Annotated in this window: 9 protein-coding genes and 1 tRNA gene; 7 read left to right on the plus strand and 3 right to left on the minus strand. The window is 44.4% G+C overall.

The genetic code is table 11. The features are described 5' to 3' along the window. Positions 1 to 114 precede the first annotated feature (114 nt). On the minus strand, positions 115 to 1,785 hold the full coding sequence (gene glnS, locus RH85_RS10390; protein ID WP_006712188.1) for a glutamine--tRNA ligase: 1,671 nt from the start codon (positions 1,783 to 1,785) through the stop codon (positions 115 to 117). Between the two features lie 247 nt (positions 1,786 to 2,032). After that, the gene (nagE, locus tag RH85_RS10395; protein ID WP_006712189.1) at positions 2,033 to 3,604 is read right to left on the minus strand and encodes an N-acetylglucosamine-specific PTS transporter subunit IIBC; all 1,572 of its coding nucleotides are present in this window, start codon (positions 3,602 to 3,604) and stop codon (positions 2,033 to 2,035) included. Between the two features lie 484 nt (positions 3,605 to 4,088). On the opposite strand from nagE, the gene nagA reads away from it, so the two are divergent. The 6 genes from nagA to RH85_RS10425 all read left to right on the plus strand — a co-directional run bounded on the left by nagA (position 4,089) and on the right by RH85_RS10425 (position 12,810). Then, the gene (nagA, locus tag RH85_RS10400; protein WP_006712190.1) at positions 4,089 to 5,225 is read left to right on the plus strand and encodes an N-acetylglucosamine-6-phosphate deacetylase; all 1,137 of its coding nucleotides are present in this window, start codon (positions 4,089 to 4,091) and stop codon (positions 5,223 to 5,225) included. Positions 5,226 to 5,227: 2 nt separating this feature from the next. Next, complete coding sequence (gene nagC, locus RH85_RS10405) at positions 5,228 to 6,442, plus strand: DNA-binding transcriptional regulator NagC (protein ID WP_006712191.1); 1,215 nt, start codon at positions 5,228 to 5,230, stop codon at positions 6,440 to 6,442. 86 nt (positions 6,443 to 6,528) lie between these two features. After that, entirely contained in the window at positions 6,529 to 8,115 is a 1,587-nt protein-coding gene (locus RH85_RS10410) for a cation:proton antiporter family protein (RefSeq protein ID WP_006712192.1), read from the plus strand. 208 nt (positions 8,116 to 8,323) lie between these two features. Continuing rightward, on the plus strand, positions 8,324 to 9,988 hold the full coding sequence (gene asnB / locus RH85_RS10415; protein WP_006712193.1) for an asparagine synthase B: 1,665 nt from the start codon (positions 8,324 to 8,326) through the stop codon (positions 9,986 to 9,988). A gap of 288 nt (positions 9,989 to 10,276) precedes the next feature. After that, a complete protein-coding gene (locus RH85_RS10420) occupies positions 10,277 to 11,668 on the plus strand; it encodes a peptide MFS transporter (RefSeq protein ID WP_006712194.1) in 1,392 nt (463 codons plus the stop codon). A gap of 272 nt (positions 11,669 to 11,940) precedes the next feature. Next, positions 11,941 to 12,810, plus strand: a complete 870-nt coding sequence (locus RH85_RS10425; RefSeq protein ID WP_006712195.1) for a TraB/GumN family protein — start codon at positions 11,941 to 11,943, stop codon at positions 12,808 to 12,810. A gap of 160 nt (positions 12,811 to 12,970) precedes the next feature. Here RH85_RS10425 and RH85_RS10430 read toward each other — a convergent pair. Continuing rightward, a tRNA-Pro gene (locus RH85_RS10430) sits at positions 12,971 to 13,047 on the minus strand. Positions 13,048 to 13,302: 255 nt separating this feature from the next. On the opposite strand from RH85_RS10430, the gene RH85_RS22280 reads away from it, so the two are divergent. Then, positions 13,303 to 13,443, plus strand: coding sequence for a DUF3149 domain-containing protein (locus RH85_RS22280; protein ID WP_006712197.1), 141 nt, complete (start codon positions 13,303 to 13,305; stop codon positions 13,441 to 13,443). The last annotated feature ends 1 nt before the right edge of the window (position 13,444 follow it).

Consider the following 13,444-nt stretch of genomic DNA (forward strand, 5'->3'; position numbering starts at 1 on the left):
CTTTTTTGTTATCTCGTTCTTTCCTCACCACGATCAATTTGGCAATAGAGTCGAGATAAAGCCTAGATACAAAAATGCCAGTCATAAGACTGGCATTTTTTCTATTTTTGGTGATTACTCAGCGTCAATTTTTGCCCAAGTATCACGTAGGCCAACCGTACGGTTGAAGACTAGCTTCTCTGCAGAAGAGTCTTTCTTATCCGCGCAGAAGTAACCCATACGCTCAAACTGGTAACCTTTCTCCGCTTCAGCTTTCGCAAGGCTTGGCTCAACAAAACCATTCAACACAACCAGTGAATCAGGGTTAATTGTTTCAGCAAAGTTATCCGCCGCTGCAGGGGTTGGCACAGTAAATAGACGATCGTATAGACGAATGTCTGCTGGTACACCTTGCTCTGCAGATACCCAGTGAATTACGCCTTTTACTTTACGGCCATCAGCAGGGTTCTTTCCTAGCGTCTCTGCATCGTAGCTACAGAAGATCGTTGTGATGTTACCTTCTGCATCTTTTTCAATACGATCAGCTTGAATCACGTAAGCACCGCGTAGACGCACTTCTTTGCCTAGCACCAAACGTTTGTACTTCTTGTTCGCTTCTTCGCGGAAGTCCTCACGCTCAATCCAAACTTCGCGAGTAAATGGTACTTCACGATCACCCATTTCAGGTTTGTTTGGATGGTTAGCAATCGTCAATGTTTCAACTTTACCAGCTTCGAAGTTTTCAATCACGATCTTAACCGGATCAAGAACTGCCATCGCACGAGGTGCGTTTTCGTTCAAATCATCACGGATACAAGACTCAAGAGAGCCCATTTCGATCATGTTGTCTTGCTTGGTCACACCAATACGCTTACAGAACTCACGGATAGACGCAGAGGTGAAACCACGGCGACGTAGACCAGAGATCGTAGGCATACGTGGATCATCCCAACCGTTAACCAATTTTTCAGTCACAAGTTGGTTAAGCTTACGCTTAGACATCACTGTGTATTCTAGATTTAGACGGCTGAACTCGTACTGACGAGGTTGGCAATCAATCGTAATATTTTCAAGAACCCAATCGTATAGACGACGGTTGTCTTGGAACTCAAGCGTACAGATTGAGTGAGTAATGCCTTCTAGCGCATCTGAAATACAGTGCGTAAAGTCGTACATTGGGTAAATGCACCACTTGTCACCCGTTTGGTGATGCTCTGCAAAACGCACACGGTAAAGAACAGGATCGCGCATTACGATGAACGAAGATGCCATATCGATCTTCGCACGTAGACACGCTGTACCTTCTTGGAAGCCGCCGTCACGCATCTTTTCAAATAGCGCAAGGTTCTCTTCCACACTGCGGTCGCGGTATGGGCTTGGCTTACCAGGTTGCGTTAGCGTACCGCGGTATTCACGGATCTGCTCAGGACTTAGCTCTTCAACATACGCTAAGCCTTTGGTAATTAATTCCACTGCGTAGCCGTATAGCTTATCGAAGTAGTTTGATGAGTAACATACATCACCACTCCACTCAAAGCCTAACCAGCTCACATCATTCTTAATTGACTCAACGTATTCAACGTCTTCTTTTTCTGGGTTTGTGTCATCGAAACGAAGGTTACACTGACCCTGATAGTCCTGAGCAATACCAAAGTTAAGGCAAATTGACTTAGCGTGACCGATATGCAGATAACCGTTAGGCTCTGGCGGGAAACGAGTATGCACGCTTGTGTGTGTACCATCTGCTAAATCTTTATCAATGATTTGGCGAATGAAATTCGATGGACGAGCTTCAGCTTCACTCATCTATAGCACCTCAATTGTTTTAGTATTGTCAGAGAAAAGTGGCTCTGAGGCAGTGAAGTCACTGCTCAGACCATAGTGAGACTAATGATCCACAATTCTGACTCAAGACACAACAAGAACTCGTCTTTTATTGCTAAATAATCCCTTCCCAGCGCCAGCTACAGCCCTAGAGTGGTTTTTTAAATCAGCCAAACGTAAAAAAGCCTCCCGAGGGAGGCTTTTAGACTTACATATTAACCCGTGGTTACTATGGAAGTTTTACATCAGATAGGTCTTCGTTAGCACCGATTGCTTTCATTTCGCCAGCAACGATTTCCGCTAGAGGACCAAGGATAACTTGTAGGTTGTTTTCACCTAGTTTCACAACACCTTTCGCACCAAGCTTCTTAAGAACATCTTCGTTAGCAACAGTACGGTCTTTTAGAGTAAGACGTAGACGAGTGATACAAGCATCAATTGAAGTTAGGTTGTCGTGACCACCTAGAGCTTTTAGGTATTGACGAGCTAGGTCACCCTTCACTGCTTCACCAGCTGGAGCTGCTGCAGCTTCGTCATCATCTTCACGGCCTGGCGATTTCAAGTTGAAAGCGCGGATAGCGAAGCTGAAAGTGAAGAAGTATAGAGCACCGAACGCAAGACCGATTAGCAGTAGAACGAATGGCTTAGTTGCTAGACCCCAGTTTAGTAGGAAGTCGATTAGACCTGCAGAGAAGCCGAAGCCGTGCAGAGTACCGAACATGTTAGCAACTACTAGAGATAGACCAGTAAACACAGCGTGCATTGCGTATAGAGCAGGCGCTAGGAACACAAACATGAACTCTAGAGGCTCTGTAATACCTGTTAGGAATGAACAGAATGCTACTGAGAATAGTGCACCACCAACTTGGCTACGTTTTTCAGCAGGCGCTGCTAGGTACATTGCAAGAGCTGCACCAGGTAGACCAAACATCATTACTGGGAAGAAACCGTTCATGAATACCCCAGCAGACTTATCGCCGCCGAAGTAACGGTGTAGGTCACCAGACTTGATAGTATCAGTTACTGTGTTAACAGTTGCAGTGATTTCAGGCGTCACTGTGTTAACAAAGTTGAACGTGTACTCTTGACCAGCAACTAGAGTTTTCGCTAGAGCTGGGTCAACACACAACTGTTTTAGTGATGGTAGAGCTTGACCAGCTGCAGAAGCTGCAGAGATCACGATCTCTTGACATGAACCCATACCGAACCAGAAGTAAGAGTTCAATACGTGGTGTAGACCTACAGGGATAAGTGCACGGTTAAGAGTACCGTAAACGAATTGACCAATAGCACCAGAAGTAGAAACTGCGTGTGCTAGAGCGTCAAGGCCGCCTTGGATTGAAGGCCATACCACACCCATGATTGCACCCATTACTAGAGCAAACAGACCAGCCATGATAGGAACTAGACGTTTACCAGCAAAGAATGCCAACCACTCTGGAAGACGAGTCATGTGGAAAGCGTTGTAAGAGTGACCAGCGATGATACCAGCGATGATACCACCAAAGAATGACATGTTAACGCTTGCGTCGATTGTTGCTGCTGTAGCAGTTAGAACGAAGTAAGCAACCGCACCAGCAAGACCTGCAGCACCGTTACCGTCTTTAGAAAGACCGATCGCGATACCTAGACCAAATAGCAGTGGTAGTTGGCTGAAGATTGCGTTACCAGCAGAAGCCATAAACGCGATGTCTAGTAGGTCAGGTTGACCTAGTCGTAGTAGAAGCGCCGCAACAGGTAGTGTTGCGATAGGTAGCATAAGAGCTTTACCTAACTTCTGAGCATATCCAAGAATATTCACCTTTAGTTCCCCCTATAGGATTTGTATTTTGGTCGAGCGACTTTTTTTTGTTGCTCAATTTAGTCGAACTCAGTTTATGACATTAATTTTGCTCCGCAAATTAAAACCTTATCATTTGTGATCATAATCACCAGAAATAGGTATAGCGGAAGGTTTTTGCTAGCGAGATCATAAAACTTATTTTACAATTCAAAAAAATGCCATTTAGCAGATATTATTCGCTGCACTGAAACACGAAACATTCGAGTTTAATGTCTTATAGCATAAGGCTTCAGCTCTACTTACAATATTGCTATTAAAGATAGAATGATTTCGCGAGGAAGAGCACGTCAATGATGCTAAGAGAGGGGATATCCTTCATTTGCTAAAGATAATTTGCGACCTAATTGAAGCTCACAAATAAAGTAAACAAGTGAGGATTTTGTCTCCAGTTTTGGGTCGCGACAAAATTTCAAGAGTTCAACTTTATAAGGATTAGCTAATCATGTATGCGCTAACAAACTGTAAAATCTATACAGGCAACGATGTTCTGGTTGACCACGCAGTCATCATCAACAACGATATCATCGAATCTGTGTGCCCTGTTTCTGCTTTACCTGCCGATATCGAAACACGTGATTTGAACGGCGCAATCCTAAGCCCTGGCTTTATTGACTTGCAGTTAAATGGTTGTGGCGGCGTGATGCTCAATGATGAAATCACGGCAGAAACGATGCAAATCATGCATGAAGCTAACCTAAAATCTGGCTGTACCAGCTTCCTTCCTACTTTGATTACTTCTTCTGACGAAGATATGCGTCAATCAGTAGCTGCGGCACGTGAATACCACGAAAAATACCAAAATCAATCGTTAGGTCTGCACCTTGAAGGTCCTTATCTTAACGTCGCGAAAAAAGGTATTCACAGCGTTGATTATATTCGTCCATCCGATGACAGCATGGTTGACTTTATGTGTGCCAACGCTGACGTAATCGCAAAAGTCACCTTGGCTCCAGAACACAATGATGCAGCGCATATTGCCCGTCTAAAAGACGCGGGTATTGTGGTTTCTATCGGCCACACTAACGCCACTTACGCTGAAGCGCGTGAGAGCTTTGAACACGGCATCACTTTCGCCACCCACCTATTTAACGCGATGACCCCAATGGTTGGTCGTGAACCAGGTGTTGTAGGCGCAATCTATGATACGCCAGACGTTTACGCAGGTATCATTGCTGACGGTTTCCACGTTGACTACGCAAACATCCGTATCGCTCACAAAATTAAAGGCGAAAAATTAGTATTAGTGACCGATGCCACAGCTCCTGCAGGTGCTAACATGGATTACTTTATTTTTGTTGGTAAGAAAGTATATTACCGAGAAGGTAAGTGTGTTGATGAAAATGGCACGCTGGGCGGCTCAGCTCTCACAATGATTGAAGCAGTACAAAATACTGTTGAGCACGTCGGAATCGCTTTGGATGAAGCTATCCGCATGGCTACTTTGTATCCAGCAAAAGCAATTGGAGTTGATCACAAATTAGGCCGAGTTAAGCAAGGCATGATTGCCAACCTAACCGTGTTTAACCGTGACTTCCAAATCCAAGCGAATATTGTTAACGGACAATACGAGCAAGTGTAGACATGAATGGCGGACAAATAGGTAACGTAGATTTAGTTAAACAACTAAATAGTGCAGCAGTGTATAGACTGATCGACCAGCAAGGTCCTATTTCGAGGATACAGGTTGCTGACGTCAGTCAATTAGCTCCTGCGAGCGTCACAAAGATAACCCGCCAGCTTCTAGAACGTGGCCTTATCAAAGAGGTCGCGCAACAAGCCTCTACCGGGGGGCGTCGCGCAATATCACTGACAACAGAGGAAGCACCTTTCCACTCTGTTGCAGTTCGTCTAGGTCGTGACTATATCCAATTCAGTCTATTCGACCTTGGTGGCAAAGAACTAGCTTCTGACTACCAAGAATTCTACTACACCACCCAAGGTGAACTCGTTGACGGCCTGCTGTTGTTCCTCAAGAACTTCATTCAGTACAATCAGTCGACGATTAATCAGTTGATCGCTATTGGTGTTGCATTACCAGGCCTAATCAATCCTGAAACGGGTGTGGTTGAGTACATGCCAAACATCAACGTCGATAACTTGGCGATTGGTGATCTCATCCGTAATCACTTCCATGTTGAATGCTTTGTCGGTAACGATGTTCGCGGCATGGCGCTTGCTGAACATTACTTTGGCGCGAGCCAAGACTGCCAAGACTCAATTCTGGTCAGTGTGCATCGAGGTACTGGTGCCGGTATTATTGTTAATGGCCAAGTCTTCTTGGGCTATAACCGTAACGTGGGCGAAATCGGCCACATTCAAATCGATCCACTTGGCGAACAATGCCAATGTGGCAACTTTGGCTGCTTAGAAACCGTCGCTGCCAACCCTGCTATTGTAGAACGTGTTAAGAAGCTAACTGCCCAAGGGTATGAATCAAGCTTAAGCGAGCTAAGCAGTATCACGATAAAAGATGTCTGCGAGCATGCTAATCGCGGTGATGAACTGGCGATTCAAAGCTTGGTTCGTGTTGGTAATCAGCTGGGTAAAGCGATTGCAATCACCATCAACTTGTTTAACCCACAAAAAGTTATCATTGCCGGTGATATCACCAGTTGCGAAGACATTCTCTTCCCTGCCATTCGTCGAAATGTTGAGAATCAATCACTGCCGACCTTCCATGCGGAATTGCCAATTGTTGCCTCAGAGATCGATAAACAACCGACCATGAGTGCTTTTGCCATGATCAAACGTGCCATGTTAAACGGTGTTTTGTTACAAAAATTGCTGGAAGACTGATCGCTTAAGCAACAAGTTGAGTTAGAATAACAGGCTATGTCGATGACATAGCCTTTTTCATTTTAGGGACAGAGTAGTTTTATTGTATGGAAATCATCTTAATTTCAGCAGCATTTATCGCAGGCTTTGTTGCTTTGAAATGTAACCTGCCCCCACTGGTTGGCTTTTTGCTGGCTGGTTTTGGTTTAAAAGCCGCAGGCTTTAGCTCCAACGACACCATCATTACCCTCGCCGACCTTGGTGTGACCTTACTTCTCTTTACCATCGGTTTAAAGCTTGACCTTAAAACCTTACTTTCGAAAGAAATTTGGGCAGGTGCCACCATTCACAACGTGTTGTCGACTGCAATATTCTCGACTGCATTACTGTGTTTAAAAATACTCGGTGTCGGCTCACTTAGCGCCATGAGTATTGACCAAATCATTTTACTTGGATTCGCCCTGTCTTTCTCAAGTACCGTTTTTGCGGTTAAATCTTTGCAAGAAAAAGGCGAACTGAATGCAACTTACGGCACGATCGCAATCGGTATCTTGGTTATGCAAGATATCTTCGCGGTGGTATTCCTAACAGCCTCGACGGGCAAGTTGCCAGAATGGTACGCGATTATCCTATTTGCTTTGCCTCTGCTACGCCCACTATTCTACAAACTGCTAGATTGGGTTGGTCACGGTGAAATGCTGGTACTGTTTGGTATCTTCTTCGCTTTGGTCGTTGGTGCGGGCTTATTCGAACTGGTTGGCATGAAGGCCGATCTTGGTGCCTTGATACTTGGCATGTTGCTCGCTGGACATAAGAAAGCCTCTGAACTATCCAAATCACTCTTTAATCTTAAAGAATTATTTTTGGTGTGTTTTTTCCTCAACATCGGTTTATCTGAACAACCGACACTCTCTGGTTTCGCGCTGGCACTGATCTTTATGTTGATGCTGCCGCTCAAAGGTATCTTGTACTTCTTAGTGCTTAACTCGTTCAAGTTCCGAGTTCGTACCTCATTATTGTCATCTCTAAGCTTATTTAACTACAGTGAATTTGGCCTAATTGTTGGTGGTTTGGCATTTAAAATGGGCTGGATGAGCGGTGATATTTTGGTTGCCTTAGCGATTGCAGTGTCTATCTCATTTATTCTCGCTGCTCCTATCAACCGCCAAGGCCACGCGCTTTATCAACGTTCTAGCCGTTGGCTCAAAGAGCACGCAGCTGAAAAACTGCATGCGCGCGATCAACTGATTAACCCCGGACACGCGCAAATCCTTATTTTAGGAATGGGTCGCATTGGTACTGGAGCCTACGACGAGCTACGTCACCGTTACGGAAAAATAAGTCTTGGTATTGAAGTGCGTGAAGAAGCAGCTCATATTCATAAGTCTCAAGGTCGTAACGTCATTTCCGGCGATGCAACCGACCCCGATTTTTGGGAGCGTATTTTAGATACAGGCAAAGTTAAACTGGTCTTGCTCGCTATGCCCCATCACCAAGGGAATCAAATTGCTCTGGAGCAATTACGCCTGCGTAACTACCAAGGCCAAATAGCAGCGATTGCTGAATACCCAGACCAAATCGAAACCCTGCTCGACAACGGTGTCGATGCGGCTTTTAATATTTATAGAGAAGCAGGCAGCGGCTTTGCTCGCCATGTTTGCGAGCAGTTAAAACCAGGCTTTGAAAAACCATAGTTTTTTTAATGACTTATTAAAGCCCCCTTAGATAATCGCTCTAAAATCCACCAAATGGTGGATTTTTTTTAATCAAACGAAGTTAAATTAAATATTATTTAATGCATTGGCATTTTTATGATTTTTTTTATCGCTAGCTGTTGCATTTTTTAACCAGAATGGCAAATTTATATACAAGAGATAAATAAGGTTTAAATAAGGGATTAGTATGTGTTCGATTTTTGGCATTTTAGATATTAAGAGTGACGCTGCTCAATTGCGCCCTATCGCACTTGAGATGTCGAAAAAACTACGCCACCGCGGACCTGATTGGTCAGGTATCTACGCTTCAGAGAAAGCAATTCTAGCTCACGAACGTTTAGCCATTGTCGGTCTCAACAGTGGTGCACAGCCTATCTACAGCCCAAATGGCAAACACATACTGGCCGTAAACGGCGAGATCTATAACCACAAAGAGATTCGTGCTCGTTATCAAGGTAAGTACGATTTCCAAACTGATTCTGACTGCGAAGTTATTTTAGCGCTATACCAAGATATGGGTGATGCACTCCTAGAAGAACTCAACGGTATTTTCGCTTTCGTTCTTTACGATGAAGAGAAAGATCAGTACCTGGTTGGCCGTGACCATATCGGTATCATCCCTCTTTACCAAGGTTTTGATGAGCACGGTAACTACTATGTTGCTTCTGAGATGAAAGCGCTGGTTCCTGTATGTAAAACGATCAGTGAATTTCCCCCTGGCTGCAGCTACAGCAGCCAAGATACTGAACCACAGCGCTACTACCTGCGTGATTGGAACGACTATGCCGCAGTCAAAGACAACCATACCAGCAAAGAAGAGCTCACCGCAGCGTTAGAAGCGGCGATCAAACGTCAGCTAATGACCGATGTGCCATATGGCGTGCTCCTTTCTGGTGGTCTTGATTCTTCTATTACATCGGCGGTAGCCAAGCGATATGCCACTATGCGTATTGAAGATGATGAACAGTCGGAAGCATGGTGGCCACAACTGCACTCGTTTGCAATTGGCCTTGAAGGCGCGCCAGATTTGAAGGCTGCTCGTGAGGTTGCCGATCAAATTGGTACGGTTCACCATGAAATGACCTATACCATTCAAGAAGGTTTAGACGCAATTCGTGACGTTATCTATCACATCGAAACCTACGATGTGACTACAATTCGCGCTTCAACGCCGATGTTCCTGCTGGGTCGTAAGATCAAAGCGATGGGCATCAAGATGGTTCTTTCCGGTGAAGGTGCCGATGAAATCTTTGGTGGTTACCTCTACTTCCATAAAGCACCTAACGCTCAAGAATTCCATGAAGAAACCGTGCGTAAACTACTAGCACTGAACATGTTCGATTGTGCTCGTGCCAACAAGTCACTCGCTGCATGGGGCGTAGAAGGCCGTGTACCTTTCCTTGATAAAGAGTTTATCGATGTGGCGATGCGCCTTAATCCAGCCGATAAGATGTGTGGTAACGGTAAAATGGAGAAGCACATCTTGCGTGAGTGCTTTGAACATTACCTACCAGAAGCGATCGCATGGCGCCAGAAAGAACAATTCTCTGATGGTGTTGGTTACAGCTGGATTGATACGCTAAAAGAAGTGGCGGAAGAAAAAGTAACAGCGCAGCAACTCGAAACCGCAGCTTTCCGCTTCCCATACAACACGCCAACCACCAAAGAAGGTTACGTTTACCGTGAAATCTTTGAAGAGTTGTTCCCGCTTCCATCTGCGGCAGAATGTGTTCCAGGCGGCCCTTCGGTGGCTTGTTCATCAGCGAAAGCGATCGAGTGGGATGAATCGTTTAAAAACTGCGCCGACCCATCTGGTCGTGCTGTGAAGGCTGTTCACAACGACGCCTACTAAAAGTCAATCAGACAAAAAGGGACGCTTTAGCGTCCCTTTTTTTATTTTGTACAATAAAACCAATCATTTAATCGACCTCTCATCACTATGTCATTGCCACTCAAATATGAAACCTTAGTTTTTAACTGAACAAAAATAGCGCAATTTCAACACTAAAAAGCCAAATTTCAGCCACTTATCACACTTTTCATTGTTAAGCCTAATTATAGATAATTTGCATTACGTAATTTCATCATGTATAGGTATTACCGCTATAAAATTCTTTATTCATAACTATTAGTAAAACTTATGCCAACACAACATCGACAATTTTTTGGCCACCCTCGTGGTCTGTTTTTACTTTTCGGCACTGAGCTTTGGGAACGTTTCTCTTACTACGCGATGCGTGCCGTTTTAGTCTTGTACTTAACCGATACAACATTAAATGGTGGCTTAGGCTGGTCGACTAAAGATGCTCTAGATCTCTACGGCATTTATACTGGACTCGTCTACATCACACCACTTATTGGTGGTTGGTTAGCTGATAACTATCTGGGTCAACGCCGCTCAATTTTGATTGGTGGTGCGTTAATGGCCATTGGCCAATTCACGCTCGCTTTACCCGCGGATATGCTTGGCATGACGATGATGCACAGCTTCTATCTTGGCTTAGCACTTCTGATCACCGGTAACGGATTGTTCAAACCAAACATCTCAACCATGGTGGGTGACCTATACAAAGAAGGTGATAACCGTCGTGACGGCGCTTTTACTATTTTCTACATGGGTATCAATATTGGTGCTCTACTAGCCGGTGTCGTTTCTGGCTCAGTAACCAATGAATTTGGTTGGAAAGCCGGTTTTGTTGCCGCTGGTATCGGCATGCTAATGAGCCTTGTGATGCAAATGACGCTCGCACAGTCTTGGTTAGGTGATATCGGTCGTGAACCTGCAGCGAAACGTGACCTTGCGATCAAGAACTCGTCGAAGAAAGAAGCACTTACCAAAGAAGAATTCGATCGTATCAAAGTTATCCTAGTGATGAGTTTGTTCACTATCGTATTTTGGGCAGGGTTCGAGCAAGCTGGCGGCCTGATGAACATTTACACGCAACAATATACTGACCGTATGATTGGCGGCTTTGAAGTCCCAGCAGCTTGGTTCCAATCACTAAACCCATTCTTTATTATTACTCTGGCTCCGATCTTAGCGGTTCTTTGGGTGAAATTAGGGAAACGAGAACCAAACTCGCCAGTGAAGTTCGCAATGGCGATGTTCTTCCTTGCGCTTGGCTTCCTATGCATGATGGGTGCGGTGATGGAGCAAGGTGGTGACACAACAGTGAAAACATCAATGCTTTGGTTAGTGGGTGCTTTCTTCTTCCATACGCTGGGTGAGCTGTGCCTATCGCCAATTGGTCTATCACTGGTAACAAAACTAGCTCCATTACGTCTTGCATCACTAATGATGGGTGCATGGTTTGGCTGTAACGCAATCGCAAACTATGTTGCGGGTTACGTTGGCTCTCATGTTGGCGAACTTGGTGCTCTAGCGATCTTTAGTGGTATTGCCGTAACGGCAACAATCAGCGGTATCGTTCTACTGCTGTTTTCTAATACTCTGATTCGTTGGATGCATGGCGCAGAATCACCAATCAGCACAGAACAACAAATCGAAGAGCAACAAGCTCAAATCGCTTAATCCGTATCTTGGACAATTTAATTAGCCCGGTTCGCTCCGGGCTTTTTATTGCCTCACATCCAGTGAATGCTTTTTTGCGAGTTATTTCACATCAAAAAATTAGTTAACTTAAATTAACGCTTAATTCTTAATGCAAAGTAATACGATTGCCAATTACATTTGGTTGATGAGTTGTTGCCAGAGATCCCGGCCCCAACAACAGAAGTTGCATAGCAAACCAATTAGACTCATGCTTATATGCAACGTTTTATTGGCTTTCTTCTGGATTTTCTATGACTCGACTGCTTTGTTTCATTGCTACCTTACTCTTTAGCCAACTATCCAGCGCGGAACCGCTTTACTGGCAAGCCAGTAAAGGGAAACTCAATTTACTATTGGTAGGTTCTGTCCATGTCGGGGATGCTGATATGTATCCATTGCCCAATGCCATTACTACTTTCTTGAAGCATTCTGACGGCATCATTCTTGAAGCGGATATTCGCGATCAAAACAATATTCAGTACCCTCAAACAAATGTACTTAGCCAAGATGTTCTCACCAAACAACAACAAAAAGAACTGATCGGAATTGCAAACCTGCTCAACCTCAATGGTCAACAACTCTTGAAAACCCCACCTTGGGCCTCTGCTTTGGCGCTGCAAATGAAGCAAATAGAGTATTTGGGTTACAAGCCTCAAGATGGTGTCGATATGTGGTTATTGTCGCAAGCAGTTAGCCAAGGGAAACCAGTACTCGCCCTAGAGACATTGCAATTCCAAATAGATTTACTGACTCAGCAAAAAAATGGCGGTAAAGAGTTACTGACAAATGCCATCGAACAATTTGATCATTCAGAAAATGCGATGCACTGTCTGATAAAAAGTTGGAAGCATGGTGATATCGCCAAACTCAACCAGTTTGCCGCTTTTTCAGAAATGTCACCCGAGTTTGAGCAACAGTTTATTTATCAGCGTAATCATGATTGGGCGTATAAACTGGCAAGCGGATCTATCTTGCCTAAAAAACAAGGCAACTATTTAGTTGTGGTTGGGACACTGCATTTGATTGGCCGGGATAGCCTAGTATCGTTATTGCGTAATAAAGGTTTCACCGTGACTCAGCGTTCAACCAGTAGCAACGCGAACTGCGAATTTAAATACTAAATTCATTCGTTCGTTCATCATGCACGTTAGGCTCACCGAGAGTGACGGGTATCTTTTTCCAAGTGCCTATTCTTTTCCTGCGCTCTTGAGTATGGGAGATATACAAAATGCGCAGATACGAAAAAGGCTCTACATTTCTGTAGAGCCTTTTTCTTAAAAGTGGTCGGTGAAGAGGGATTCGAACCCCCGACCCTCTGGTCCCAAACCAGATGCGCTACCAAGCTGCGCTATTCACCGAGATGTCTTACAAGTCGTATTGCCTGTCGACGAGGCGTATATTACGGATTCCTGAACTTAACGCAAGTGATTTTATTCAGCTTTTTGCCTTTTACTGTTTGTTTGCCTAAAACATCAGCAACGGGCCACAAAGTGTGATTGAAAGCGCACAAAGAAAAACACAATAACAACCAAAAGAACACAATTGATCCAGATCATTATCATTTAACACCCCATCCGTTAACGTAGTTTTGTCTTCAGAACTTTGGAGGAAACATGGACTTTTGGCTTGATCTTCTTTTTGGTAACGCTGTAGGGCTTTCATCAATGCTTGTCATCTTCAGCGCTTTAGGTCTTATGCTATTTTATGGCGGTTTCATCATTTACAAGGTAATGACAGACGAATCTCCTCACTAGA

The organism is Vibrio ichthyoenteri ATCC 700023, assembly GCF_000222605.1.
GTDB lineage: Bacteria > Pseudomonadota > Gammaproteobacteria > Enterobacterales > Vibrionaceae > Vibrio > Vibrio ichthyoenteri.

Excerpts from the sequence above, each read along its gene's own strand:
- RH85_RS22280 (WP_006712197.1), top strand. The coding sequence starts at position 13,303 with ATGGACTTTTGGCTTGATCTTCTTTTTGGTAACGCTGTAGGGCTTTCA.
- RH85_RS10420 (WP_006712194.1), top strand. The coding sequence starts at position 10,277 with ATGCCAACACAACATCGACAATTTTTTGGCCACCCTCGTGGTCTGTTT.
- RH85_RS10425 (WP_006712195.1), top strand. The coding sequence starts at position 11,941 with ATGACTCGACTGCTTTGTTTCATTGCTACCTTACTCTTTAGCCAACTA.
- nagC (WP_006712191.1), top strand. The coding sequence starts at position 5,228 with ATGAATGGCGGACAAATAGGTAACGTAGATTTAGTTAAACAACTAAAT.
- RH85_RS10410 (WP_006712192.1), top strand. The coding sequence starts at position 6,529 with ATGGAAATCATCTTAATTTCAGCAGCATTTATCGCAGGCTTTGTTGCT.
- nagA (WP_006712190.1), top strand. The coding sequence starts at position 4,089 with ATGTATGCGCTAACAAACTGTAAAATCTATACAGGCAACGATGTTCTG.
- glnS (WP_006712188.1), bottom strand. The coding sequence starts at position 1,785 with ATGAGTGAAGCTGAAGCTCGTCCATCGAATTTCATTCGCCAAATCATT.
- asnB (WP_006712193.1), top strand. The coding sequence starts at position 8,324 with ATGTGTTCGATTTTTGGCATTTTAGATATTAAGAGTGACGCTGCTCAA.